The sequence below is a fragment of the Pseudomonas kitaguniensis genome (genome assembly GCF_049199985.1).
In the GTDB taxonomy this organism is placed as follows: Bacteria; Pseudomonadota; Gammaproteobacteria; order Pseudomonadales; family Pseudomonadaceae; genus Aquipseudomonas; species Aquipseudomonas kitaguniensis.
In genome coordinates this window covers 99,554-123,955 of the sequence record NZ_JBLZPT010000001.1, presented here as the reverse complement: position 1 = coordinate 123,955, position 24,402 = coordinate 99,554, and the positions used below count along the sequence as shown (strand labels likewise).

At 59.3% G+C, this 24,402-nt stretch carries 22 protein-coding genes and 1 pseudogene; 16 read left to right on the top strand and 7 right to left on the bottom strand.

Going from position 1 to position 24,402, the window contains the following annotated elements:
* Positions 1-35 precede the first annotated feature (35 nt).
* Positions 36-1,067, bottom strand: a pseudogene (locus ACOZK9_RS00630) (HAMP domain-containing protein); the annotation flags it as partial.
* A gap of 192 nt (positions 1,068-1,259) precedes the next feature.
* Between ACOZK9_RS00630 and ACOZK9_RS00625 the strand changes: the two are divergent.
* Positions 1,260-2,738: a helicase HerA-like domain-containing protein gene (locus tag ACOZK9_RS00625; RefSeq protein ID WP_421555087.1), complete on the top strand. Its 1,479-nt coding sequence runs from the start codon at positions 1,260-1,262 to the stop codon at positions 2,736-2,738.
* Positions 2,739-2,742: 4 nt separating this feature from the next.
* On the opposite strand, the gene ACOZK9_RS00620 is transcribed toward ACOZK9_RS00625, so the two are convergent.
* Positions 2,743-3,198, bottom strand: a complete 456-nt coding sequence (locus ACOZK9_RS00620) for a DUF721 domain-containing protein (protein WP_058412497.1) — start codon at positions 3,196-3,198, stop codon at positions 2,743-2,745.
* A gap of 304 nt (positions 3,199-3,502) precedes the next feature.
* On the opposite strand from ACOZK9_RS00620, the gene secA reads away from it, so the two are divergent.
* The 3 genes from secA to ACOZK9_RS00605 all read left to right on the top strand — a co-directional run bounded on the left by secA (position 3,503) and on the right by ACOZK9_RS00605 (position 8,542).
* Positions 3,503-6,238, top strand: a complete 2,736-nt coding sequence (gene secA / locus ACOZK9_RS00615; RefSeq protein WP_058412496.1) for a preprotein translocase subunit SecA — start codon at positions 3,503-3,505, stop codon at positions 6,236-6,238.
* A gap of 121 nt (positions 6,239-6,359) precedes the next feature.
* Positions 6,360-7,577 carry a bifunctional glutamate N-acetyltransferase/amino-acid acetyltransferase ArgJ gene (argJ, locus tag ACOZK9_RS00610; RefSeq protein WP_421555086.1) on the top strand — a complete coding sequence of 406 codons (1,218 nt, stop codon included), beginning with the start codon at positions 6,360-6,362 and terminating at the stop codon, positions 7,575-7,577.
* Positions 7,578-7,597: 20 nt separating this feature from the next.
* On the top strand, positions 7,598-8,542 hold the full coding sequence (locus ACOZK9_RS00605; RefSeq protein ID WP_421555085.1) for a Nudix family hydrolase: 945 nt from the start codon (positions 7,598-7,600) through the stop codon (positions 8,540-8,542).
* A 143-nt stretch (positions 8,543-8,685) separates the two neighbouring features.
* Here ACOZK9_RS00605 and ACOZK9_RS00600 read toward each other — a convergent pair whose 3' ends face one another.
* The 3 genes from ACOZK9_RS00600 to ACOZK9_RS00590 are packed head-to-tail and all read right to left on the bottom strand — an operon-like array spanning position 8,686 to position 12,267.
* Positions 8,686-9,264: a cob(I)yrinic acid a,c-diamide adenosyltransferase gene (locus ACOZK9_RS00600; RefSeq protein ID WP_058412493.1), complete on the bottom strand. Its 579-nt coding sequence runs from the start codon at positions 9,262-9,264 to the stop codon at positions 8,686-8,688.
* Positions 9,265-9,266: 2 nt separating this feature from the next.
* The gene (locus ACOZK9_RS00595) at positions 9,267-11,303 is read right to left on the bottom strand and encodes an ATP-binding protein (protein ID WP_058412492.1); all 2,037 of its coding nucleotides are present in this window, start codon (positions 11,301-11,303) and stop codon (positions 9,267-9,269) included.
* 46 nt (positions 11,304-11,349) lie between these two features.
* Positions 11,350-12,267 (bottom strand): putative 2-dehydropantoate 2-reductase, encoded by a 918-nt coding sequence (locus ACOZK9_RS00590; RefSeq protein WP_421555084.1) that lies wholly within the window; start codon positions 12,265-12,267, stop codon positions 11,350-11,352.
* 123 nt (positions 12,268-12,390) lie between these two features.
* Between ACOZK9_RS00590 and ACOZK9_RS00585 the strand changes: the two genes are divergently transcribed.
* Positions 12,391-12,876: a YajQ family cyclic di-GMP-binding protein gene (locus ACOZK9_RS00585; protein WP_003209785.1), complete on the top strand. Its 486-nt coding sequence runs from the start codon at positions 12,391-12,393 to the stop codon at positions 12,874-12,876.
* Between the two features lie 137 nt (positions 12,877-13,013).
* Complete coding sequence (locus tag ACOZK9_RS00580) at positions 13,014-13,856, top strand: mechanosensitive ion channel family protein (protein WP_058412490.1); 843 nt, start codon at positions 13,014-13,016, stop codon at positions 13,854-13,856.
* A gap of 205 nt (positions 13,857-14,061) precedes the next feature.
* Here the strand turns inward: ACOZK9_RS00580 and ACOZK9_RS00575 are convergent, their stop codons facing one another.
* Positions 14,062-15,363 (bottom strand): OprD family porin, encoded by a 1,302-nt coding sequence (locus tag ACOZK9_RS00575; protein ID WP_058412489.1) that lies wholly within the window; start codon positions 15,361-15,363, stop codon positions 14,062-14,064.
* A 740-nt stretch (positions 15,364-16,103) separates the two neighbouring features.
* On the opposite strand from ACOZK9_RS00575, the gene ACOZK9_RS00570 reads away from it, so the two are divergent.
* Positions 16,104-16,529 (top strand): HIT domain-containing protein, encoded by a 426-nt coding sequence (locus ACOZK9_RS00570; protein WP_172979300.1) that lies wholly within the window; start codon positions 16,104-16,106, stop codon positions 16,527-16,529.
* A gap of 3 nt (positions 16,530-16,532) precedes the next feature.
* The gene (locus tag ACOZK9_RS00565; RefSeq protein ID WP_017847119.1) at positions 16,533-16,739 is read left to right on the top strand and encodes a SlyX family protein; all 207 of its coding nucleotides are present in this window, start codon (positions 16,533-16,535) and stop codon (positions 16,737-16,739) included.
* A 99-nt stretch (positions 16,740-16,838) separates the two neighbouring features.
* Here ACOZK9_RS00565 and ACOZK9_RS00560 read toward each other — a convergent pair whose 3' ends face one another.
* Positions 16,839-17,441 carry a cold-shock protein gene (locus ACOZK9_RS00560; RefSeq protein WP_058412487.1) on the bottom strand — a complete coding sequence of 201 codons (603 nt, stop codon included), beginning with the start codon at positions 17,439-17,441 and terminating at the stop codon, positions 16,839-16,841.
* 446 nt (positions 17,442-17,887) lie between these two features.
* On the opposite strand from ACOZK9_RS00560, the gene ACOZK9_RS00555 reads away from it, so the two are divergent.
* From ACOZK9_RS00555 to ruvB, 8 genes are all read left to right on the top strand, one after another.
* Entirely contained in the window at positions 17,888-18,361 is a 474-nt protein-coding gene (locus ACOZK9_RS00555) for a Dps family protein (protein ID WP_003193874.1), read from the top strand.
* A 192-nt stretch (positions 18,362-18,553) separates the two neighbouring features.
* Positions 18,554-18,895, top strand: coding sequence for a ribbon-helix-helix domain-containing protein (locus tag ACOZK9_RS00550; RefSeq protein ID WP_058412486.1), 342 nt, complete (start codon positions 18,554-18,556; stop codon positions 18,893-18,895).
* A gap of 165 nt (positions 18,896-19,060) precedes the next feature.
* Complete coding sequence (locus ACOZK9_RS00545) at positions 19,061-19,282, top strand: FmdB family zinc ribbon protein (protein WP_003193872.1); 222 nt, start codon at positions 19,061-19,063, stop codon at positions 19,280-19,282.
* Between the two features lie 107 nt (positions 19,283-19,389).
* Complete coding sequence (gene aspS, locus ACOZK9_RS00540; RefSeq protein WP_421555083.1) at positions 19,390-21,165, top strand: aspartate--tRNA ligase; 1,776 nt, start codon at positions 19,390-19,392, stop codon at positions 21,163-21,165.
* A 134-nt stretch (positions 21,166-21,299) separates the two neighbouring features.
* Complete coding sequence (locus ACOZK9_RS00535) at positions 21,300-22,046, top strand: YebC/PmpR family DNA-binding transcriptional regulator (protein WP_058412484.1); 747 nt, start codon at positions 21,300-21,302, stop codon at positions 22,044-22,046.
* A 55-nt stretch (positions 22,047-22,101) separates the two neighbouring features.
* Positions 22,102-22,626 carry a crossover junction endodeoxyribonuclease RuvC gene (gene ruvC / locus ACOZK9_RS00530; protein WP_024077147.1) on the top strand — a complete coding sequence of 175 codons (525 nt, stop codon included), beginning with the start codon at positions 22,102-22,104 and terminating at the stop codon, positions 22,624-22,626.
* Between the two features lie 68 nt (positions 22,627-22,694).
* A complete protein-coding gene (gene ruvA, locus ACOZK9_RS00525; RefSeq protein WP_058412483.1) occupies positions 22,695-23,306 on the top strand; it encodes a Holliday junction branch migration protein RuvA in 612 nt (203 codons plus the stop codon).
* Complete coding sequence (gene ruvB / locus ACOZK9_RS00520; RefSeq protein ID WP_058412482.1) at positions 23,307-24,365, top strand: Holliday junction branch migration DNA helicase RuvB; 1,059 nt, start codon at positions 23,307-23,309, stop codon at positions 24,363-24,365. It abuts the gene before it with no gap.
* Positions 24,366-24,402 lie beyond the last annotated feature (37 nt).

Here is a 24,402-nt window from a genome sequence, read left to right as displayed (position 1 = left end):
GAGGACACCTCGCGTATCGAAGTGTGAATACGCTCGACGAAGCTATTGAAGGCATTCCCCAGCGTGCCGAATTCGTCGTGGTTCTGGATGGTCAGGCGGCGGGTCAGGTCCCCTTCGCCGTCGGCGATGTCCTGCATGGCGCGCGTCATCACGTGCAGCGGTTGCAACAGCACCCGAATCAACATGCCCAGCAGCGCAATGATGATCACCACCGCAATCAGCGTGGCGATGACTGCCGAGGTACGGAATTCGCTGAGCATGGCGAAGGATTTGTCTTTATCCACCGAAACACCCAGGTACCAGTTCACCGAAGGCAGGCCCTTGATCGGTGTAAAGGTCACGATGTTGTCTTTGCCGTTGGCTTGAACTTCGCTGAACTCGCGACTGATTTTTGGGGTGTTTTTAGGGTACATATCAGCCAGGGTTTTCATCACCAGGTTCTTGTCCGGGTGCACCAGTACCTTGCCATCGGCACTGACCAGGAACGCGTAGCCCATGCCGCCGAAGTTCAGGGCGCCGATGTTATCCACAAGCGTTTGCAGGCTCAGGTCGCCGCCGACTACGCCGATACTTTGCCCGCCCTTGGCGCTGGGTGTGGCAATCGAAATGATCAACTGGCCGGTAGCGGCGTCGATATAGGGTTCGGTCAGGGTTGAGCCGTTGCTGCTCTGCGCGCCCTTGTACCAGGGGCGAACGCGCGGGTCGAAGCCGTCCGGCATCTTGCTGTCGGGGCGGATGGTGAACGCACCTGTGCTGTCGCCCACGTAGGTTGCCATGAACGAAGAGGTCAGGGTTTTCTGTTCGAGCAGGCTGGCAACCACAGACGGATCAGGGTTGATGGCGATGTTTTGGGCAGCGTTTTCCACCAGCGCAATGCGCCCGGTGAGCCAGGTTTGAATGTTGCTGGCGGTGACATCGCCCATTTCATGCAGGTAGTTATTGAGATCGTCGCGAATCGCATTGCGTTGCAGATAGTCGTTGTAGAGGGTAAACAGTGCGAAAGCGGCGATGACGATAAGGGAGGCTGCAAGCAGTATCTTGTGGCTGAAGCGCAGATTTTTATTCATGGCTTGTAGGGTCCGCTAAGGTCTTGATATCCGAAGCGCGTCCTGGTGGGACGCACCAAATAGCAGCGTCAAATAAGTGCGAAGTTTCCGAGTGTCGTTAAGGAAACTGTCTGACTGATTTTTTAGACTTATTGGGTCTGACGTATCTGTGTATCGACCTTGCAGCGCTAAAGCTTAACCATAGGTGACCAAATGTCTGATTCCACGCAACTTCTTCTCGGCGCCGGCCCGGACGGCCAGCCTATCGCCCAGGCCATGCGCCTGGCCAACCGTCATGGGTTGATTGCCGGCGCCACCGGCACCGGCAAGACGGTTACGTTGCAGCGCCTGGCGGAAGCCTTCAGTGATGCGGGTGTGGCCGTGTTCGCCGCTGATATAAAAGGTGACCTGTGCGGCCTGGGGGCGGCGGCCAACCCTCAAGGCAAGGTGGCCGAGCGCATCGCGGGTATGCCTTTCCTCAACTACACGGCCAAGGCGTATCCGGTCACGTTGTGGGATATACACGGCCAATCCGGCCATCCGCTACGCACCACCATCAGCGAAATGGGCCCGCTATTGCTCGGCAGCCTGTTGGAACTGACCGACAGTCAGCAATCGGCACTGTATGCCAGCTTCAAGGTGGCGGACCGCGAGGGCTTGTTGTTGCTCGACCTCAAAGACCTCAAGGCGTTGCTCAACCACCTGCACTATCACCCGGAGCTACTGGGCGAGGATGCGGCGTTGATGACTACCGGCTCCAGCCAGGCGCTGTTGCGGCGCCTGGCGGTGCTGGAACAGCAGGGCGCCGAAGCCTTGTTTGGTGAGCCGGCGCTGCAACTTGAAGATATTTTGCAGCCTGCCAGCGATGGCCGCGGGCGCATCCACCTGTTGGACGCCAGCCGCTTGGTGCATGAGTCGCCAAAGGTCTATGCGACGTTCCTGTTGTGGTTGTTGGCTGAGCTGTTCGAGCAGTTGCCGGAGCGTGGCGATGCCGACAAACCGCTGTTGGCGCTGTTTTTCGACGAAGCGCATTTGTTGTTCGCCGACACGCCCAAGGCGTTGCAGGATCGCCTGGAGCAGGTGGTGCGGCTGATTCGCTCCAAAGGTGTTGGCGTGTATTTCGTCACGCAGTCGCCGGGTGACCTGCCGGACACGGTGCTCGCGCAATTGGGCTTACGCGTGCAGCACGGTCTTCGCGCGTTCACCGCTAAAGAGCAAAAGTCCCTGCGTGCGGTGGCGGATGGGTTCCGTCCCAACCCGGCATTTGATGCGTTATCGGTGCTGACCGAATTGGGCACCGGCGAGGCGCTGGTGGGGACGTTGCAGGAAAAGGGCACGCCGCAAATCGTCCAGCGCGTGTTGGTGGCTCCGCCGCAATCGCGCATCGGGCCACTCAGCGAGGCCGAACGTGCTGCGCTGATCGCCAGTTCGCCGTTGCGCGGGCGCTATGACAAACCGGTTGACCGTGAATCGGCCTACGAAGTGCTGATGGCGCGCAAGGACCTCGGACCGAGCGACGGGCCAAAGGCTACCGCCGACGAACCGAGCTTCACCGACAAAGCCGGCGCATTTTTGGGCTCTGCGGCGGGCAAGGCACTTAAATCCGCCCTGCAACAGGCCGCCAATCAAATGGGCCGTCAGTTAGTGCGTGGGTTGTTGGGTTCTTTGCTGGGTGGCAGCAAGCGCAAATAGGCGTTCAGGGTTTGGGCTTGGCATGCGCGGCCAGCCGCTCGAGTGCCGCGCGCAAGCCCGGGTCGCTGATGCCGTCGGCCGTTGCCTGAATGGTTTCGGCGGCATTCACCGACAGGTCCATGGTGTGCCCCACCGCGCCTTGCTGCACGGTGGGCGGCTGCACCTTGAACTGGATACGCGTCAAACTGGCAAACTCATCAAATGCCATCAATTGTCGCTGCAGGCGTTTTTGCTGATAGCGCAAGCGGGTCGCCCAATGACCATCGGTGACAATTAACAGCAAATGACCTTCGCGCCAGGACGCCACATGGCAATGTTCACGCGCGGCGGGTTGCAGTTGGCTTTCGAGCAGGCGTTGCAAAAGGCCCAGGCGTTGCGCGTGGCCGAAGATGGCTTTCAACGGTTTGGCTTCGCGGAGCAACGCGGCGGGAGCGCGAGCTGTAAGTGGGCGAAATGCCATGTTTAGACACCTTAGGTAACAGAGCCGCCATCTTAGCAGAAAGCGCTTGGCGGCCCCAGGCAATGCGTCGGCAGGGCTTTGCCCGTGAAATCAATAGCTAACTTCTGCTACTCATGGGTTGAAGTTCCAGCAAAAGCCCTTATTTTAAACAGGCCCTCTCACAGCCACATGCCCGCTTCGGGGAATAACGCCACTTTCCTCACCCACGATTCCGGGTAGAATACGCGTTCGCATGCGGCCGTGAGGGCTGCACGGGCCACTCACGGTGCGCCCTCCATCCCTATGTGTGGAAGAACCTGCCGATATGTTTGCGCCTTTGTTAAAGAAACTTTTTGGAAGCAAGAATGAGCGCGAAGTTAAACGCATGCTCAAGACGGTGCAGCTGGTCAATGCCTTCGAAGAGCAAATGGTTGCCCTTTCGGACGAGCAATTGCGCGCCAAGACCGAAGAGTTCAAGGCCCGCATAGCCAAAGGTGAAACCCTCGACAAGCTGCTTCCCGAAGCCTTTGCGGTCGCCCGTGAAGCCGGTAAGCGTGTCATGGGCATGCGCCACTTCGACGTCCAGTTGATCGGCGGCATGACCTTGCACGAAGGCATGATTGCCGAAATGCGTACCGGTGAAGGCAAGACCCTGGTGGCAACCCTGGGTGTTTACCTCAATGCATTGTCCGGCAAGGGCGTGCACGTGGTGACGGTGAACGACTACCTGGCTCGCCGGGACGCCAACTGGATGCGCCCGCTGTATGAATTCCTCGGCCTGACGGTCGGCGTGGTTACGCCGTTCCAGCCGCCGGAAGAGAAGCGCCTGGCCTACGCTGCCGACATTACCTACGGCACCAACAACGAATTCGGTTTCGACTACCTGCGCGACAACATGGCGTTCAGCATGGAAGAAAAATTCCAGCGTGAACTCAATTTTGCCGTGATCGACGAAGTCGACTCCATCCTGATCGACGAAGCCCGTACCCCGCTGATCATCTCCGGCCAGGCCGAAGACAGCTCGCGCCTGTACACCGAGATCAACAAGTTGATCCCGCGTCTTGAGCAGCACATCGAGGAAGTGGAAGGCGTGGTGACCAAAGAAGGTCACTACACCATTGATGAGAAGACCCGTCAGGTCGAACTCAACGAAGCCGGTCACCAGTTTGTCGAAGAGATGCTGACGCAGATCGGTGAACTGGCGGAAGGCGAAAGCCTGTACTCGGCGCACAACCTGGGCCTGTTGACCCACGTGTACGCCGGCCTGCGCGCTCACAAGCTGTTCCATCGCAACGTTGAATACATCGTGCAAGACGGCCAGGTCGTGCTGGTTGACGAACACACCGGCCGTACCATGCCGGGTCGTCGCCTGTCCGAAGGCCTGCACCAGGCCATCGAAGCCAAGGAAGCGCTGAACATCCAGGCCGAAAGCCAGACGTTGGCGTCCACCACGTTCCAGAACTACTTCCGTCTGTACAACAAGCTGTCCGGCATGACCGGTACCGCCGACACCGAAGCGTTCGAATTCCACCAGATCTATGGCCTGTCGGTGATGGTTATCCCGCCGAACAAGCCGCTGGCGCGTAAAGACTACAACGACCTGGTGTTCCTGACCGCTGACGAAAAATACGCAGCCATCGTCGCCGACATCAAGGAATGCATGACCCACGGGCGTCCGGTGCTGGTGGGTACTGCCACCATCGAAACCTCCGAGCACATGTCCAGCCTGCTCAATAAGGAAGGCATCGAGCACAAGGTTCTGAACGCCAAGTTCCACGAAAAAGAAGCTGAAATCATCGCCCAGGCCGGTCGTCCAGGCGCACTGACCATCGCCACCAACATGGCCGGTCGTGGTACCGACATCCTGTTGGGCGGTAACTGGGAAGTGGAAGTGGCTTCCCTCGACAACCCGACCCCTGAGCAAATCGCCCAGATCAAGGCTGACTGGCAGAAACGCCACCAGGCGGTGTTGGAGTCCGGTGGCCTGCAGGTGATTGCTTCCGAGCGTCACGAGTCGCGCCGTATCGACAACCAGTTGCGTGGTCGTGCCGGCCGTCAGGGTGACGCCGGTTCGAGCCGTTTCTACCTGTCGCTGGAAGACAGCCTGATGCGTATCTTCGCCTCGGACCGGGTGAAGAACTTCATGAAAGCCCTGGGCATGCAGTCCGGTGAAGCGATCGAGCACCGCATGGTGACCAACGCCATCGAGAAGGCTCAGCGCAAGGTTGAAGGCCGCAACTTCGACATTCGCAAGCAACTGCTCGAGTTCGATGACGTCAACAACGAACAGCGTAAAGTGATTTATCACATGCGTAACACGTTGCTGGCCGCCGACAACATTGGTGAGACCATCGCCGACTTCCGTCAGGACGTGCTTAACGCGACGGTCAGCGCACACATTCCGCCACAGTCGCTGCCTGAGCAGTGGGATGTTGCCGGTCTGGAAGCGGCGTTGAAGACTGACTTCGGTGTGGATCTGCCGGTCCAGCAATGGCTGGATGACGACGACCACCTCTACGAAGAGACGCTGCGCGAGAAACTGATGACCGAGCTGTTGCTCGCGTACAACGAGAAAGAAGAGCAAGCGAGTGCCGAAGCACTGCGCACCTTCGAGAAACAAATCGTGCTGCGCGTGCTCGACGATCTGTGGAAAGACCACCTGTCGACCATGGACCATCTGCGTCACGGTATCCACTTGCGTGGTTACGCCCAGAAGAACCCGAAGCAAGAGTACAAGCGCGAGTCGTTCACGCTGTTCTCCGAGCTGCTGGATTCGATCAAGCGCGATTCGATTCGCGTGCTGTCCCACGTTCAGGTGCGTCGCGAAGACCCGATCGAGGAAGAAGCTCGCCTGCGTCAGGAAGCCGAGGCACTGGCCTCGCGCATGCAGTTCCAGCACGACGAAGCGCCGGGCCTGGAAGCGCCTGAAGTATTGGGCGAAGAGGTTGATGTGGCCTTGGCTCAAACGCCGGTTCGCAATGACCAGAAGCTGGGCCGTAACGAACTGTGCTGGTGCGGTTCGGGCAAGAAGTTCAAACACTGCCACGGCGAAATCAACTAAGATTTTTGCCTGACGCCGCTGCACCCCGCGCCGCGACCGGCATCAGCCGTCGCGGCGTTTTGCCATTAATTTCACCGTCGACACGACGGCACAGACATCACCTATTTTAAGGAGCGCATTCATGGCTGTTGGTCTTGGTCCTTTGCCCACATTGCACCCGGTTGCCGGTTTTGAACTCGGTATCGCTTCGGCCGGCATCAAACGCCCAGGGCGTAAGGATGTGGTCGTGATGCGCTGTGCCGAAGGCTCGACCGTCGCCGGTGTGTTTACCCTGAATGCGTTCTGCGCCGCGCCGGTTATCCTGGCCAAGCAACGTGTAGCGGGCTCGATTCGTTATTTGCTGACCAACACCGGTAACGCCAACGCAGGCACCGGTGAGCCAGGCCTGGTCGCCGCCGCGCGCACCTGCGCGAAGCTGGCCCAGCTTGCCGGGGTTGATGCCAGCCAAGTGCTGCCGTACTCCACCGGTGTTATCGGTGAGCCGCTGCCTGTGGAAAAAATCGAAGGCGCACTGCAAGCCGCGCTGGATGACCTGTCTGGGGATAACTGGGCGGCGGCGGCCACCGGCATCATGACCACCGACACATTGCCCAAAGGCGCCAGCCGTCAGTTTGTGCACGACGGCGTGACCGTTACCGTGACCGGCATCAGCAAAGGCGCCGGGATGATTCGCCCGAACATGGCGACCATGCTCGGCTACATCGCCACCGACGCTAAAGTCTCGCGCGACGTGTTGCACAGCCTGATGCTGGATGGGGCCAACAAGTCGTTCAACCGCATCACCATCGATGGCGATACATCGACCAACGACTGCTGCATGCTGATTGCGACCGGTAAAGCCAATTTGCCGGAAATCACCTCCACCAGCGGCCCATTGTTCGCGGCGTTGAAGCAGGCCGTGTTCGAGGTGTGCATGGAAGTGGCCCAGGCCATCGTGCGCGACGGTGAAGGCGCCACCAAGTTCGTCACCGTGGAAGTTAACGGCGGCGGCAATCACCAGGAGTGCCTGGATGTCGGCTACACCGTGGCCCACTCGCCGCTGATCAAGACGGCATTGTTCGCCTCTGACCCGAACTGGGGCCGCATCCTGGCCGCAGTTGGCCGCGCCGGTGTGCCTGACCTGGACGTGAGCAAGATCGACGTGTTCCTCGGTGACGTGTGCATCGCCAGCCGTGGCGCGCGCGCAGAAACCTACACCGAAGCCCAAGGCTCGGCGGTCATGCAGCAGGAAGAAATCACCATCCGCATCGAACTCGGTCGCGGTGAGTGCAGCGAAACCATCTGGACCACCGACCTGTCCCACGAGTACGTGAAGATCAATGCGGAATACCGTACCTGATAGCCAAGAGGATACGCGCGGTGAAACGAGTGCATGTAGCAGCAGCGGTGATCCGCGGTGTCGACGGCAGGATTCTGCTGGCCCGCCGCGCCGACACTCAGCATCAAGGCGGCCTCTGGGAATTCCCCGGTGGCAAGGTGGAGGCCGATGAGTCGGTCGCCACTGCGCTGTCGCGCGAATTGCAGGAGGAGCTGGGCATCCAGGTCACCACGGCGCGACCGCTGATCAAGGTGCAGCATGATTACCCGGACAAGCAGGTATTGCTGGATGTCTGGGAAGTCTCGGCGTTTACCGGCGAGCCGCATGGCGCCGAGGGGCAGCCGTTGGAATGGGTTGCGCCGCGTGATCTGCCGTATTACGAGTTTCCTGCTGCGAATGCGCCGATCGTCTCTGCCGCACGTTTGCCGGCCGAGTACCTGATCACCCCGGGCGAGCTGGAAACGCCGACGCTGTTGCGCGGTATTCGCCAAGCCATTGCCGGTGGCATCAAGCTGGTTCAACTGCGCGCGCCAAACGGTTACGACCCCAAATACCGTGATTTGGCGGTGGATGCTGTGGGCTTGTGTGCCGGCAAGGCGCAGTTGATGCTCAAAGGCCCGTTTGAATGGCTGGGGGATTTCCCGGCGGCCGGCTGGCACATGACCTCGGCGCAGTTGCGTAAATACGCGAGCAAGGGACGCCCGCTGCCTAAAGATCGCTGGCTGGCGGCGTCGTGTCATAACGCTGAAGAGCTGGCGCTGGCAGAAATGATGGACGTGGATTTTGTTACGTTGTCGCCGGTGCAGCCGACGCAAACGCATCCTGATGCTCAGCCGTTGGGGTGGGAGCAGGCGGCGCGGTTGATCAGTGGGTTCAGCAAGCCGGTGTTTTTGTTGGGCGGGGTTGGGCCTGCGCAGCGGGAGCAGGCTTGGGAAGTCGGGGCTCAGGGGGTTGCCGGGATTCGGGCGTTTTGGCCGGAAGTTTGAGTTTGTTTTGACTGGCCTCATCGGGAGCAAGCCCCCTCCCACAGTTGATAGAGCTCCACCTCTGGAATGCAGTTAACTGTGGGAGGGGCGGTGCGACGATTCGGCTTGCTCCCGATGAGGCCTTTGCAAGCACTACATAATCATCAGTGTGGCTTCGCCGCCGCCTGCCACAAAACCTCCGCCACCCCTTGGCGCTTGGCAATCACCCTGGCTGCCACAAACAACAAATCCGATAACCGATTGATGTAAGCCAACCCCACCCCCTCCAGCGGCTCAAGCGCATTCAAATGCTGACACCTGCGCTCTGCACTGCGCGCCAGGCTGCGGCACACATGCGCCTGGGCGATCAGCGCCGAGCCACCGGGCAGGATGAAGTTCTCCAGCGGCCCGACTTCCTCGTTCCAGCGATCAATCGCCGCTTCCAGGCGATCAACTTCGGCCGCATTCAACGCCTTGTAAACCGGCATCGCCAGTTCACCGCCCAAGTCGAACAAACGGTGTTGGCAGGGTGTGAGCACCTCGATCACGTCATTCAATTGCGGGTGCTTGCCGCTCTGTTCTTCAAGCCCCGCCAACAGCAAGCCCAACTGGCTGTTCAGCGTGTCGACCTCACCAATCGCCTCCACACGCGGGTGGTCCTTGGGGACGCGACGGCCATCGCCGAGGCCGGTCTCGCCTTGGTCGCCGGTACGTGTGTAGATCTTCGACAGGCGAAAGCCCATGGTCATTGCTCCAGTTGGGTGAGTTCATAGGGTGGCAGTTGGCTGCCGGCCAAGGGCAGGCGCAGGGTGAAGCAGGTGCCTTGGCCGAGGGTGGAGTGCACCTCCATCTGGCCTTTATGGTTGTTGGTGATGATGAAATACGACACCGACAGCCCAAGCCCGGTGCCTTGGCCGATCTCCTTGGTGGTGAAGAACGGCTCGAACGTGCGTTTACGCACGTTTTCGCTCATGCCGATGCCGTTGTCTTCCACCTGGATCTCCGCCCACGGCGGGTTCAGGCGCGTGCGCAAGATGATGCGCCCTGGCTCGCGGTCGTCTTCACGCAGGTGAATGGCCTGGGCGGCGTTTTTCAGCAAGTTGAGCAGCACCTGTTCCAGCTCGTTGGCGGTGCCGGGCACCGGCCCCAGTTGCGGGTCGAACTGACGAATGATCGCCTGGCCCTTGAAGTCGAAGCCGATGGTCAGGTCGAAGTCGTTACCGGCAATTTCGACTGCTTGGTCGATCAGTGCCGGCAAATCGCAGGGCGCCATCCGGCGATTACTGAGTCGGCTGAAGCTGAGCATGTGCGTGACGATTTTCGCTGCCCTTGCGCCGGCTTGCTGAATGCCGTCGAGCAGTTGCGGTACTTCACGGCTTTGCAAATAACGGTTGACCATGTCCAGCGTGACGCCCGCGCGTTCGGCATGCTCCAGGTTCTTCGGCAGGTCAGGCGACAGGCGGCGACGAATGTTCTGCACGTTGTGCAGAATCGCCCCCAGCGGGTTATTGATTTCGTGGGCCATGCCCGCCGCCAGGCCGCCGACGGAAAGCATTTTTTCCGACTGCACCATCATTTCTTCAAGCGACAGGCGCTGGGTGATGTCGTCGATGCGGATCACCACGCCGCGCCCGGCGCCGCCCATCAGCGGGTAAAAGGTCAGGGCGTAATGTTTGGGCTCGTCATCCTTGACCCAGGTGACGCGCTCGATGCGCTCTACGGTGTGCTGCTCAACCGTGGCTTTTAGTTGTGGCAGGTACGGTTTGAGCGGCTGGAATGCGAGGAAGATCGGTTGGTTCAGCGCCTCGTCCAGGCGCGTGCCGGAAAGCGCGCTGGCCTCCTGATTCCACTGGGTCACGTAGAGCTGTTCATCCAGCGCGATCAACGCCGAAGGCATCGAGTCGATGATGCTGTTCAGGTAGTTCTGGAAGCCGGTGAGTTTTTTCTCGATTTTGCTGCGAACCTGCACTTCGAGTTCCAGCTTGCGATTGGTGTGGCGAGTCTCTTCGGCCAAGCCCTGGGCTTGATCGTAGGCGGCCTGTGAATCGTCGCGCGCACGTTTGAGTTGCTGCTCGCGGGCTTCGATGCGTGACAACATGGTGTTGAAAGCTTCGGCCAGGCTGCCGATCTCATCATGGTTGCCACGCCCGGCGCGCAGGGCGTAGTTCTCTTCGCGGGTCACTTGGCGTGACAGCTCTTCCAGTTCGTAGATCGGGCGAGTGATAAGGCGTTTGATTTGCCGGGCGATGATCAGCCAGAGCAGCACGCTGAAAATCAGGATGCCCAGGCTCGCCGTCAGCGTGCCGGTATAAAACGCCATCGGCAGTTCACTGCTGGCCACCAGCAGTAAGTGCCCGGAAGGCTGGCCGGCGCGGGGCAGGGTGATGACCTGGTTGCTGCGAAACTCGGTCAGCCGCCACGCTTCGATATGCCGGTAGGTGTCCGGCAAATGCAGGCGATCGCCGTGCTGCATCTGCGCCAGGCGGGTGCCTTCGCCGTCGTACAGCGCAGCGGCGCGCAGCGGTGAATAGCTGGTCAATTCAGCGAGCAGGGCGTCGGCTTTGGCCGGGGACTCAAGCGCATCGGCGGCGAGGGCCGGGTTTGACACCAGGCGGCCGATGGCCTGCAGCGCCTGAGGCGCCATGCTTTCCTGCGAGATCCAGTAGGCCGCACTGATAAACGTCAGGTTGGCTACCAGCAATACGGTAGTCAGCAGCACCAGCAGGGCGGCCAGCAGTTTCTGCCCTACGGGTAGATTTTCAAGACGCTGGCGCAGTGGCATCAGGGCTTTCCGAGACGATAGACAGGTAGGCAGGGTAGCGCGTGCCTCAGTCGCTGGCCAATCCGCGTTCACGCAAATAGCCCACCAAACGCGCTTGTAGCTGTTGCAGGTGCGGCAGCACCAATTGATGGCGGGCTGCCGCCTGGCATGCATAGCCCAGCAGGTAGCTGATTTCGGTGCGCCGCGCGTTGGTCACGTCCTGATACATCGAGGAATAGTTGCTCGCGGTGGCCTGGATCACCCGTTGCACTTCGCTGTGCAACGCTTGCGCGGCCGCGGGCTGGCCGCAGCATTCGAGCAGTTCGGCCAATTCGGCGCACAGCGTTGCGACTTCGCATTGATGGTCTTGCAGGCCGCCGTTACGGCACTGGTACAGCACGGTCAGTGGGTTGATCGCGCAATTGAGCGCCAGCTTGCGCCACAAGCGCGTCAGAATCTCGGTGCTCCATTCGTGAGGGATGCCGGCGGCGTGCAGGTCGTCCAGCCACAGCGGTGGCGTCGGCTGGCTCACGTCCCCCAGCCAGGTGTAGCCATGCCCGGCGAACACCACGCGCCAATCGCCGTCGCGGAACGCGCCCTCGGTGCTGGAGGCAAAGATGCTGCGCGCCTGCGGCACTTGGGCGGCCACTGCGTCCTGGCTGCCAAGGCCGTTTTGCAGCAGGATCAGCTCAGCATCCGCCGCCAAACGGTGTTGCAGCTGTGCGATAGCGCTTTGTGCGTCGTAGGCTTTGCACGCCACCAGCAGGCGCTGAATCGGCTCAGGGCTGTCGGGCGTTTCGCCGATGACCGGGTAAGTGTGTGCTACGTCGTGTTCGACCAGCGTCAGCCCCTGCCCGGCCTGATAGCTGGCCAGGCGCGCGTGGTCACGCAAAATCAACCTCACCGGCACGCCCGCGCGAGCCAGGCGCGTGGCCCAGAGTGTGCCCAGGCTGCCGGCGCCGAGAATATGCCAGGTGGTCGACATGAGTTTGTGCTCCGTGGGGTCGCTCACAGTGAACGCGGCGAAAGAACCGCTATAATGCCCGGGCATTTTAGCTTGGGCGCGCTCCATCTCTACTGAGCCCGCCCCTTATTTTGGAGAAATGACATGCCTTCGTTCGACGTGGTATCCGAACTGGACAAACACGAAGTCACCAACGCCGTCGAGAACGCCGTCAAAGAGCTGGACCGTCGCTATGACCTGAAAGGCAAGGGCAGCTTCGAGTTCAAGGAAAAGGAGTTGACCGTCAACCTGACCGCTGAAGCCGATTTCCAGCTGGAAGCGATGATCGAGATCCTCAAGCTGTCCCTGGTCAAGCGCAAGATCGACGCACAGTGCCTGGAAATCAAAGACGCGTACGCCTCCGGCAAGCTGATGAAGCAGGAAGCCGTGCTCAAGGAAGGCATCGACAAAGAGCTGGCGAAAAAAATCGTCGCTCACGTCAAGGATGCCAAGTTGAAAGTGCAGGCCGCCATTCAGGGCGAGCAGGTGCGTATCACCGGCAAGAAGCGTGATGACTTGCAGGAAGCGATCGCTGCCCTGCGCGCCAAGACGTTTGACATGCCGCTGCAGTTCAACAACTTCCGCGACTGAGAGCACGCTGCGGAACCTGCAGGCGTTTTTGACGTCCCACGCCCCACAGTTTGTGCCTACACTTGAGCCCTTCGGGGCTCATTTGCGTTTTTAGGCAGTCAATAAAGCCGCACATCCGTGAAACAGGAGAAATATAGATGGATTTGAACGCTGAATTTGATCACCTGATCAAGACCTCACAGTCTTGGATCCCGATGATTATGGAATACGGCAGCCGTGTGTTGCTGGCGGTGGTCACCCTGGCCATCGGCTGGTGGTTGATCAACCGGCTTACGCACCGGGTCGGGCGCTTGTTGGCCATCCGTAACGCCGACCTGGCGCTGCAGCACTTCATCACCAACCTTGCGAACATCGCGTTGAAGATCATGCTGATTGTCAGCGTGGCGTCGATGATCGGCGTGGCCACCACCTCGTTTGTCGCTGCCATCGGTGCGGCGACCCTGGCCATCGGCCTGGCGTTGCAAGGCAGCCTGGCCAACTTCGCCGGCGGCGTGCTGATTCTGTTGTTCCGCCCGTTCCGCATTGGTGACTGGATCGAAGCCCAAGGCACTTCCGGCACGGTCGACAGCATCCAGATCTTTCACACCGTGCTGCGCACTGGCGACAACAAAACCGTGATCGTGCCAAACGGCATCCTGTCCAACGGCATCATCACCAACACCAACCGTCAGCCGACCCGCAAAGTGGTGTTTGACGTGGGTGTCGACTATGAGGCCGACCTGCAAAAAGCCCGTGAAGTGCTGCTTGAGCTGGCAAAAGACGCTCGCGTGCTGGCAGATCCTGCGCCGGTGGCAGTGGTGTCGACCTTGGGCGACAGTTCTATCACTGTGTCGCTGCGGTGCTGGACCAACACGGCGGATTATTGGGATGTGGTGTTTATGCTCAATGAACTGGCACGAGACCGCTTGAAAGGCGCGGGGATTGATATTCCATTTCCGCAGCGGGTTATTCGCGTTATGCAGGAGCCTGCGGCTAAATAACCGGCCTTTAAACAACCAGACGGCAAGGCATCGAACTTGGCCAATAGGTCAGGTTTGATGCTGGCAGCTAATCTCGTTAGTTAGCGTGCTGGTTATTTTTCGGATGAAATAAAACTGCAATAAAAAAGCCGCTCCCTTTTAAACAGGGGAGCGGCTTTTTGTTTAAGGCCGAGGCCTTAAGTCATCGTTGTAATCAAACTGACAATTACAAGATGTTCAGCGGGTATTGCGCGATCAAACGCAGTTCGTCGATGGAAGCCGAACCGTAGTACACGTTGTCAGACGAACGATAGGTCGCTTGACGCAGGCGCAAGCTCAGGTTTTTAGCCGGACCGCTCTGGACCACGTATTTGCCTTCGATGTCACGTTCCCACTCTTTGCCGTTCGACGTGGTGCCAGTGTTGGCGCCGCTGCCGGTTACGTAACGCGTCATGAAGCTCAGGCCAGGAATGCCGAAGGTTGCCATGTTGATGTCGTAACGCGCCTGGAACGACTTCTCGCCTTCGGCGTTAAAGTCGGAACGAGCGATGGAGTTGGCCAGGAATACTGTGCCGCCGCCGTCTACACCGTAGCCGTAGTCACCGTCGCCGCTAACCTTTTGAGCTGCCAGGGTGAAGGTGTGTGCACCCACGGTGTACGCGCCTTGCAAGCTGAATGCACGGTTGTCGAGCTTGGTGGTGCCGTCTTTTTCAGCGCGTTGCAGGCCTGCGCCATCGCTTTTGGTGTCGTAGATGTTGAAGTCTACCGCGACCGATTGGTCATCGCTGAGCGCGTGGGTCCAGTTCACGTTGGCGTAGAGCTTCTTCCAGTAATCTTCTACTTTCGAGTAGTAGAGGCTGGTAGTGAGCTCTGGCGTCCAGGAGTAAACGCCGCCGACGAAGTTGGCGTCTCTCAGGCCGGTGCCGGTGACCGGCTCAGAGCTGGAGATACTGTCTTTGTAGGTGTGGTCCTGGGCGACGATCGACGTGAAGTGACCGGCTTCCAGTTTCAGGCCTTTGATCTCGTTGCTGGTGATCGAGATACCTTGTGGCAGCTCTGGCAGCAAGCGGCTGTCGTCGGAGGCGAATACTGGCGCGGTGGTGTACTGGTCACCTACTTTCAAGACCGTATCAGAGATACGGAACTTGATGGCTGCGCCGCCTTTGGAGTATTCATCCTGAGCACGGCCATCGGAGCCATTCGGGAACAGACCCGTGCCGGTGCGACCCTTGCCGCTGTCGAGTTTGAGGCCGAGCAAACCAATGGCATCAAAACCGACACCGATAGTGCCCTGGGTGTAGCCCGAGCTGAACAGGCCATGGAAGCCAAGGCCGGTTTCTTCGCGGCGGCTTTGGGTGCCGGGCGCGTTATTACGGAAGTCACGGCTGAAGTACAGGGTACGGGTCAGGATGCTGGCCGTACTGTCTTCGATAAAGCCCTTGGAATCATCTTGGGCGGACGCCATTGCGAACTGCGAGGTGCCTGCTGAAACAGCCAGTGCGATCATGCTCCACTTCATCACGCGCATCGTGATTTGCTCCTTTGGTTTTAGGAAGAGTACTGCCGTCCCACCTGTATTTTTATCTGGGCGGCTCTTTCTTTTTTGTGTCAGCGCAAAGTTATATCACGCAGACCCTATTGACGATACTGACTCAACTATCCTTTCAGCTTCTTTACGAAGCTGTCGTAAAATTGCTAATTCCGTGTCGCAAATTCACAGCCCAACGGTAACCGGGCTGACAACTTAAGTGCTGTTTTCATACAGCTTTCGAAGTGTGAAAACTTCCTCTGCAGGCACTTAAACGCTAGTGGTGCTGATCGCGAAGCACCTGCGTCCAAGCGGGTGCCGTTGCCGACGATACGGGTACTAATGCAACAAGCGCGCCCAAACCGGTCAGCGAATGTCATTTTTTCGTGAAAAACGTGACGGCAGTGTAAAAACCGCATAACCACGGGCTTTTACGCCGTTTGGTTTGAGCGACAGGCAGCCGCATTGCACCTGACCAGCGGTACACGCAGCCTGCACCCAGGAAAAACGTTACCGGTTCACACCATTGCCGGGTAATCGCGGGCGCCTTTGAAGCACAGGTGGGTCATTTTGGTGCAACCCGTCGAGGCCCATTCCAGCGTAGCCCAGGTATTCGCCTGCCACTTAAAGGTGCAGGTTTTTTATTCGGCTGCCTCAAGGCACCCGCATTCACCGTGAAGCCTTGAGCATTCGAAGGTATGCTGGGCGCCTGAAATTGACCTGCCGAACGGAGTGCCCGCGTGTTCGCCTTAGATCAACGCCTGCAACAAGACACACTGGCCATTGGCGACTTCCCGCTCTGCCGCCTGTTGCTGTCCAACGATTCCAATTACCCGTGGTTTATCCTGGTGCCGCGCAAAGACGCTATCAGCGAAGTGTTTCAGCTCGATGGCGCAGACCAACAGACGCTGTGGCAAGAAACCACCGCCCTGGCGCAGTGGCTGAACGAAGCGTGGGCTGCCGACAAGATGAACATTGGCGCGTTGGGTAACGTTGTCAGCCAGTTGCACGTGCATGTGATCGTGCGCAAACGCGATGACGCTGCTTGGCCAGCACCGGTTTGGGGCAAACATCCGGCGCAGCCGTATACCGAAGAGCAAGTGGCGGCGATTCGCGCAAGGCTGCGCGCGTTTTTGCCCGCCAACTTCATCTTTACTCAGGACTGAACCATGGATCTGCAAGACCGCGTCACCGACCTGGAAAGCCGCCTGGCGTTTCAGGACGACACCATCGAAACCCTGAATGACATTCTGGTTACCCAGCAGCGTGCGGTTGAACGCCTGCAGTTGCAGATGACCGCGCTGCTCAAGCGCCAGGAAGAAATGGGTGGCCAGTTCGAGTCATCCGAAGAAGAAGCGCCGCCGCCGCATTACTAAGCCGTGCGTGTAAACCGCCGCTGGTTAATCGCCAGGCAATAAAAAAACCGCGACCCAGCAGTGCTGGATCGCGGTTTTTTTTTGCTGCGAACGCTAAGGTCAGCGGCGCGGCAGGGCAGCGATTACGTCTTCGGCTTGCAGGCCTTTATCGCGATTCATCACCGAGAACTCCACGCGCTGGCCTTCCACCAGAACACGATGGCCTTCGCCGCGGATGGCCCGGAAGTGGACGAAAATATCGTCGCCCGAATCGCGGGAGATAAAGCCGAAGCCTTTGGAGGTGTTGAACCACTTGACGGTCCCGGTATCCCGGTTGGTCATATCGTAGCTTTGCGACGCGGCCGCAGGCGACGAGCGGTAGAAGCTGATGGCCAGGTGAAGAGCGATGGCGACCACAGCAATCACCAGGCTGAGCAGGATGGCCGGGTGGCCGCCCACTTCAGGCATAGGTGCGAGGAGGGTGAGGGTTTGAACGACAACGGTCAGCACCAGCAGCGCGCTGACCAGGTTTTGCAGTTGATGACGCGTGCCTTTGTTCCAGTAAGGGATCACCGGTGCCAGCGTCAGGTTAAGAAGGCCGAACAAGGCCAGGTACAGAGCGTCGTGTTGTTCCAGGTAGGGAGGGCTTCCCTGTTGCAAGCTCGGTATAAAGGACAGCAGCAACGCTGCAACGCCCGTTAGCAGGTGGACGATTTTCAACATTTTGATTAACTCACGTTAAGAAGGATCACAAGGAAGAGCTGACTGGCACGGTTCGCTTCTGAACAATGGGAGGCGTTGGGCACGTGCGCGGGTATCAGCCTATGTGACTGCCGCAGAAATAAACGGCAAGCACACGCCGCCTATTTAACAGCAAAGGCTGTGCCTACTCAAATCAAGCATTTCGGGGTGTTGCGACATCGACCGCATTTCTGCGTCAAATACGTGTCCTAGACCGGTGCGTGCTTTTTGCGCGGTATTTTGAGAATCTCTCTAGCCTGTGCACAGGCTTGGCTGTAACCGGCAGTCGCGGTGTAGAGAGCGGCGATTTGCCGCACGCCGCCGCGTGTGTCGGGCTGCACACAGCCTGCACTCTTGCTAGAGTGGTGCCCTTGCTAGAGTGGTGCCGCAACGGATCAATGAATCCTCGTCAATTGAAGGGAAAAAACATGGCAATCGATATCGGTATCAGTGAAGAAGATCGTAAATCCATCGTCGACGGACTTTCACGGCTGCTGTCTGATACCTATGTACTGTATTTGAAGACCCACAACTTCCATTGGAACGTGACTGGCCCGATGTTTCGTACGCTGCACTTGATGTTCGAAGAGCAGTACAACGAACTGGCGCTGGCGGTGGACTCCATTGCCGAACGTATTCGTGCCCTCGGCTTTCCTGCGCCGGGCGCCTATTCGATCTACGCGCGTCTGTCTTCGATCAAGGAAGAAGAGGGCGTGCCCAGCGCCGAAGAGATGATCAAGCAATTGGTCGCAGGCCAGGAAGCAGTGACGCGTACCGCGCGCGGCATTTTCCCGTTGCTCGATAAAGTCAGCGATGAGCCGACTGCCGACCTGCTGACCCAGCGCATGCAGGTTCACGAGAAAACCGCCTGGATGCTGCGTTCGCTGCTCGAAAACCAGTAAACCCCCCGCTCCAAAAAACAGCGAGTGGCGCCTTTGTGGCGCTGCTTGCTTGTTTCCGCGCATTTCCTGGCGTTGTCCTACGACTATCAACTCCGCGTCTTCTGGCTGCCCCTCGCGTCCTGCTGTTTTATAGAGCCACTGTCCAATGGGAGAAACCCATGGGCTGTTGTTTGGCAATGGAGTGTCAGCTGTATGTCGCGCACAGTGGGTAATGGAGTAATGGAAACCTGTGGTTTTCATAAGATAAAGGTCGACCCCTTCACCAAAGGGTTCGATATGGGACTGGCCAAGCCATTGTCCCGGTCGGTCAGGCTCAACGGGTTTTCCACCTGCCTGCGTCTGGAGCAGATCTATTGGAATATCCTCACGGAGATAGCCAGGATCAATGCCTGCACAGTCAGTGCGTTGCTGTCATACGTCGATCGGGAAGTGCATTTGCGTTACGGAGGGGTGAAGAACTTCAGCGGGCTGGTCAGGGTGGTGTGTGTCGTCCACGTATTAAACGGTCGCGTGGCAACCATGAGCCCGGATTAACCCGGCGCTCGCAGCCGGCCCGCGGTTATCGCGGGCCGGTGTTCGGGCAGAAAGCCGGCTGCGCTGTGTCGATTTACCAGATATAATCTCGCGCTTTGCTGCGCAAGCCGGGCTTTATCCACAGGGCGCGCGGCGTAGTTACGATCCGATCGCCGAGACATCTCCATGCCCATGTACGACTATCAATGCGCTTCCTGTGGTCATCAGTTGGAAGCCATTCAGAAGATCAGCGCAGCGCCGCTGGTCGATTGCCCTGCCTGCCAGGCGCCTGAGCTGAAGAAGATGTTGTCCATGCCGGGCTTCCGCCTGAGCGGCAGCGGCTGGTACGAGACCGATTTCAAGACCGGCGCCAAAAAGAATCTGGCGGGCGGCGACAAAGCAGACTGAGTTGAACTCTACGCGCAGGCTCCTGCATTATCCGTCCCCTGCTTAACAGTACGGTGACGAGGCAAGCCTCCATCGAATTTCGAATTACGAGAAGTGAAACCACTACCATGATGCGCAGCCATTATTGCGGCCAACTGAACGAGACCCTGGAAGGTCAGGAAATCACTCTTTGCGGATGGGTTCACCGTCGCCGCGACCACGGCGGGGTGATCTTCCTCGATATCCGTGATCGTGATGGTCTGGCCCAAGTGGTGTTCGACCCGGACCGCGCCGAAAGCTTCGCCGCCGCCGACCGCGTGCGCAGCGAGTATGTCGTTAAAATCACCGGCAAGGTTCGCCTGCGTCCGGCCGGTGCCGTGAACGCGAACATGGCCTCCGGCGGCATCGAAGTACTGGGCTACGAGCTGGAAGTGCTGAACGAATCGGAAACGCCGCCGTTCCCGCTCAACGAATATTCCGACGTTGGCGAAGAAACCCGCCTGCGCTACCGCTTCCTGGATCTGCGTCGCCCGGAAATGGCCGAGAAGCTGCGCCTGCGTTCGCGCATGACCACCAGCATCCGCCGCTTCCTCGACGAGAACGGCTTCCTCGATGTCGAAACGCCGATCCTCACCCGGGCGACCCCGGAAGGCGCGCGTGACTACCTGGTGCCAAGCCGCACGCACGCCGGCAGCTTCTTTGCCCTGCCGCAATCGCCGCAACTGTTCAAGCAACTGCTGATGGTGGCCGGCTTCGACCGTTACTACCAGATCGCCAAGTGCTTCCGTGACGAAGACTTGCGTGCTGACCGCCAGCCTGAATTCACCCAGATCGACATCGAGACCAGCTTCCTCGATGAAAAAGAGATCATGGGCCTGACCGAACAAATGATCCGCAACCTGTTCAAGGAAGTGCTGGACCTTGAGTTCGGCGAATTCCCGCACATGACCTTCGAAGAAGCCATGCGCCGCTACGGTTCCGACAAGCCAGACCTGCGTAACCCGCTGGAACTGGTGGACGTGGCCGACCAACTCAAAGCAGTTGATTTCAAGGTGTTCAGCGGCCCGGCGAACGACCCTAAATGCCGCATCGCCGCCCTGCGCGTGCCTGGCGGCGCGAGCATGCCGCGCAAGCAGATCGACGACTACACCAAGTTCGTTGGCATCTACGGTGCCAAGGGCCTGGCGTACATCAAGGTCAACGAGCGCGCCAACGGTGTTGAAGGTCTGCAATCGCCGATCGTGAAAAACATCCCGCTGGACAACCTGAACGCGATTCTGGACCGCGTGGGTGCGGTTGACGGCGACATCGTGTTCTTCGGCGCCGACAAAGCTAAAATTGTCAGCGAAGCGCTGGGCGCACTGCGCATCAAGCTGGGCCACGACCTCGACCTGCTGACCTGCAAGTGGGCACCGATGTGGGTCGTTGACTTCCCGATGTTCGAAGAGAACGAGGACGGCAGCTTCAGCGCCTTGCACCACCCGTTCACCGCGCCAAAGTGCACGCCTCAGGAGCTTGAAGCCAACCCGGCCGGCGCTCTGTCGCGTGCCTACGACATGGTGTTGAACGGTACCGAGCTGGGTGGCGGTTCGATCCGTATCCACCGCAAAGAGATGCAACAGTCGGTGTTCCGTCTGCTGGGCATCAACGAAGCGGAACAGCAAGAGAAGTTCGGCTTCCTGCTCGACGCCCTCAAATATGGCGCGCCGCCGCACGGTGGCCTGGCGTTCGGTCTCGACCGTCTGGTGATGCTGATGACCGGCGCGCAGTCTATTCGTGAAGTGATTGCCTTCCCGAAAACCCAAAGTGCTGCGGACGTAATGACCCAGGCTCCGGGCGTGGTGGATGCCAAGGCGCTGCGCGAACTGCACATCCGTCTGCGCGAGACACCCAAGGCTGAGTAAGGCTGCTGCGTGAAAGCGCACTGAGGTTTACGCGGTCTAAAAAGGCGCATCTTCGGATGCGCCTTTGCGTTACACGAGGCATATCCCGCCCCGGCGGGATTGATAAGGTTTCTACAGAATTTCGGAGTTGTGTTATGGCTGGCCATTCCAAGTGGGCGAACATCAAGCACCGCAAAGAGCGTCAGGATGCCAAGAAAGGCAAGATTTTCACCAAGTGGATTCGCGAGCTGACCGTCGCTGCTCGCCAAGGCGGCGGTGACCCGGGCTCCAACCCGCGTCTGCGCCTGGCGCTGGACAAGGCGTTGGGCGCGAACATGAGCCGCGACATAATCGACCGCGCCGTGGCCCGTGGTGCCGGCGCTGCCGATACCGACGACATGGTCGAACTCAGCTATGAAGGCTACGGCCCGGGCGGCGTGGCGGTGATGGTCGAGTGCATGACCGACAACCGCAACCGCACTGCAGCTGCGGTGCGCCACGCGTTCAGCAAGTGCGGCGGCAACCTGGGCACCGACGGCTCGGTGGCCTACCTGTTCGAACGCAAGGGGCAAATAGCTTTCGCGCCGGGCGTGGATGAAGATGCGCTGATCGAAGCTGCCATGGAGGCGGACGCCGACGACGTGGTAACCAACGATGACGGTTCTATCGACGTGTTCACCTCGTTCGCGGGTTTTTACGCCGTGCGTAACGCGCTGGAAGCCGCCGGTTTCAAAGGCACTGACGCGGAAATCGTGATGTTGCCGACCACCAGCGCCGAGCTGGACCTGGACGGCGCGCAAAAAGTGCTGAAGATGCTCGACATGCTCGAAGACCTGGATGATGTGCAGAACGTTTATTCGAACGCCGACATCCCGGAAGAAGTTGCTGCACAGCTGGTCTGAAGAATGCTGTAGATCTCTGTGTCAAAAAATGTGTTATCCCCACTCCGCAGGCGTTATGACTTTAATCCTTGGTATCGACCCCGGTTCGCGCATTACCGGTTTTGGCGTGGTGCAACACACCCCGCGCGGCTGCGTTTACGTGGCTTCGGGCTGCATCCGTACCGGCGCGGGCGAGTTGGCCGAGCGCCTGCAAATCGTCTATCGCGGCGTGCGTGAAGTGATCCAGACCTACGGGCCGGTCACCATGGGCATTGAAAAAGTCTTCATGGCCAAAAATGCCGACTCCGCGTTGAAGCTCGGCCAGGCGCGTGGCGCCGCCATTGTGGCCGGTGCCGAAGAAGGCATGGAAATCGCCGAATACACCGCCACCCAGGTCAAGCAAGCCGTGGTCGGCACCGGTGCGGCCAACAAGGAGCAGGTGCAGATGATGGTCATGCACATGCTCAAGCTGACGTCAAAGCCGCAAATCGACGCCTCCGACGCCCTGGCTATCGCCATTTGCCATGCGCACACCCGCTCCAGCTTGCTACCGCACGGCCTGGGCACCGCACGCAGTCGTGGCGGGCGGCTGCGTCTCTGATAGCATCAGCTCAATCGTGTTTCCCGGTCAGCCCTTGAGCTGACCCTCAAGCTTTAAGGATTTGAACCGTGATTGGACGCTTGCGCGGCACCCTGGCTGAGAAACAGCCGCCGTACCTGATTCTGGATGTGAACGGGTTGGGGTATGAGCTGGAAGTGCCCATGACCACCTTGTATCGCCTGCCGTCGGTCGGCGAGCCGCTGACCCTGCACACCCATCTGGTGGTGCGTGAAGACGCGCAATTGCTCTATGGTTTCATTGGCAAACGTGACCGCGACTTTTTTCGTGAGCTGATTCGTCTGAACGGCGTTGGCCCCAAGCTTGCGCTGGCGCTGATGTCGAGCCTGGAAGTGGATGAATTGGTGCGGGCTGTTTCGGCTCAGGACACTTCGGCGTTGACCAAAGTACCGGGTGTCGGCAAAAAAACCGCCGAGCGCTTGCTGGTCGAACTCAAGGACCGTTTCAAGGCGTGGGAAGTCGTGCCGAACATGTTTGCGCTGGTGCCCAACCAGCCGGATATGCCGGCTGCACAGGTCGCCAGCGCCGAAAGCGATGCCGTCAGTGCGTTGATTTCACTTGGCTACAAGCCTGCCGAAGCCAGCAAAGCGGTGTCGGCCATCAAGGACAAGAACCTGAGCAGCGAAGACATGATCCGCCGAGCCTTGAAGGGAATGATTTAAGTGATTGAAGCTGATCGTCTGATCGCGGCCACCGGCCCGCGCGACCGTGAAGAAGTCCAGGACCGCGCCATTCGCCCGCTGAGCCTTGCCGACTACATCGGCCAGCCCACCGTGCGTGAGCAAATGGAGTTGTTTATCCAGGCCGCGCGCGGGCGCAGTGAATCGCTCGACCACACGCTGATCTTCGGCCCGCCGGGCTTGGGTAAAACCACCCTGGCCAACATCATTGCCCAGGAAATGGGGGTGTCGATCAAGTCCACCTCCGGCCCGGTGCTTGAGCGTCCGGGTGACCTGGCAGCGTTGCTGACCAACCTTGAGCCGCACGATGTGCTGTTTATCGACGAGATCCACCGGTTGTCGCCGATCGTCGAAGAAGTGCTGTACCCGGCCATGGAAGACTTTCAGCTCGACATCATGATCGGCGAAGGTCCGGCGGCGCGCTCCATCAAGCTCGACTTGCCGCCCTTCACCCTGGTGGGCGCAACCACGCGTGCGGGCATGCTGACCAACCCGTTGCGCGACCGTTTCGGCATTGTTCAACGTCTTGAGTTCTATAGCACCGCAGACCTTGCGACCATCGTCAGCCGTTCGGCGAGCATTCTCGGCTTGCCGCTGGACCCGGAAGGCGCCTTTGAAATCGCGCGCCGGGCACGCGGTACGCCGCGTATCGCCAACCGGTTGCTGCGCAGGGTGCGCGACTTTGCCGAGGTGCGGGCCAAGGGGCACATCACCAAGGCCGTGGCAGACCTGGCCCTGAACCTGTTGGATGTGGACGAACACGGTTTTGATCACCAGGACCGACGCCTGCTCTTGACCATGATCGAGAAGTTCGACGGCGGCCCGGTGGGCGTGGACAGCCTGGCGGCGGCGATCAGTGAGGAACGCCACACGATTGAGGATGTGTTGGAGCCGTATTTGATCCAGCAGGGCTTCATCATGCGCACGCCAAGGGGCCGAGTGGTGACGCGGCACGCTTACTTGCACTTCGGGTTAAACATTCCGTCACGATTGGGCGAGATGCCCGTGGTAGACGAATTCCTCGATGCAGTGGACGATTAAAAGGTCACGCCAGTCGATTTATCTGAAGTTTGTGCTG

What these genes read in the sequence shown, in the direction of transcription:
- ACOZK9_RS00590 (WP_421555084.1), bottom strand. Translation starts at nt 12,267, where the DNA reads ATGTCGACCACCTGGCATATTCTCGGCGCCGGCAGCCTGGGCACACTC.
- ACOZK9_RS00625 (WP_421555087.1), top strand. Translation starts at nt 1,260, where the DNA reads ATGTCTGATTCCACGCAACTTCTTCTCGGCGCCGGCCCGGACGGCCAG.
- ACOZK9_RS00600 (WP_058412493.1), bottom strand. Translation starts at nt 9,264, where the DNA reads ATGGGCTTTCGCCTGTCGAAGATCTACACACGTACCGGCGACCAAGGC.
- ACOZK9_RS00560 (WP_058412487.1), bottom strand. Translation starts at nt 17,441, where the DNA reads ATGTTGAAAATCGTCCACCTGCTAACGGGCGTTGCAGCGTTGCTGCTG.
- ACOZK9_RS00565 (WP_017847119.1), top strand. Translation starts at nt 16,533, where the DNA reads ATGGATCTGCAAGACCGCGTCACCGACCTGGAAAGCCGCCTGGCGTTT.
- ACOZK9_RS00595 (WP_058412492.1), bottom strand. Translation starts at nt 11,303, where the DNA reads ATGCCACTGCGCCAGCGTCTTGAAAATCTACCCGTAGGGCAGAAACTG.
- argJ (WP_421555086.1), top strand. Translation starts at nt 6,360, where the DNA reads ATGGCTGTTGGTCTTGGTCCTTTGCCCACATTGCACCCGGTTGCCGGT.
- ACOZK9_RS00580 (WP_058412490.1), top strand. Translation starts at nt 13,014, where the DNA reads ATGGATTTGAACGCTGAATTTGATCACCTGATCAAGACCTCACAGTCT.
- secA (WP_058412496.1), top strand. Translation starts at nt 3,503, where the DNA reads ATGTTTGCGCCTTTGTTAAAGAAACTTTTTGGAAGCAAGAATGAGCGC.
- ACOZK9_RS00620 (WP_058412497.1), bottom strand. Translation starts at nt 3,198, where the DNA reads ATGGCATTTCGCCCACTTACAGCTCGCGCTCCCGCCGCGTTGCTCCGC.
- aspS (WP_421555083.1), top strand. Translation starts at nt 19,390, where the DNA reads ATGATGCGCAGCCATTATTGCGGCCAACTGAACGAGACCCTGGAAGGT.
- ACOZK9_RS00575 (WP_058412489.1), bottom strand. Translation starts at nt 15,363, where the DNA reads ATGCGCGTGATGAAGTGGAGCATGATCGCACTGGCTGTTTCAGCAGGC.
- ACOZK9_RS00550 (WP_058412486.1), top strand. Translation starts at nt 18,554, where the DNA reads ATGTCGCGCACAGTGGGTAATGGAGTAATGGAAACCTGTGGTTTTCAT.
- ruvC (WP_024077147.1), top strand. Translation starts at nt 22,102, where the DNA reads ATGACTTTAATCCTTGGTATCGACCCCGGTTCGCGCATTACCGGTTTT.
- ACOZK9_RS00585 (WP_003209785.1), top strand. Translation starts at nt 12,391, where the DNA reads ATGCCTTCGTTCGACGTGGTATCCGAACTGGACAAACACGAAGTCACC.
- ACOZK9_RS00535 (WP_058412484.1), top strand. Translation starts at nt 21,300, where the DNA reads ATGGCTGGCCATTCCAAGTGGGCGAACATCAAGCACCGCAAAGAGCGT.
- ACOZK9_RS00545 (WP_003193872.1), top strand. Translation starts at nt 19,061, where the DNA reads ATGCCCATGTACGACTATCAATGCGCTTCCTGTGGTCATCAGTTGGAA.
- ACOZK9_RS00555 (WP_003193874.1), top strand. Translation starts at nt 17,888, where the DNA reads ATGGCAATCGATATCGGTATCAGTGAAGAAGATCGTAAATCCATCGTC.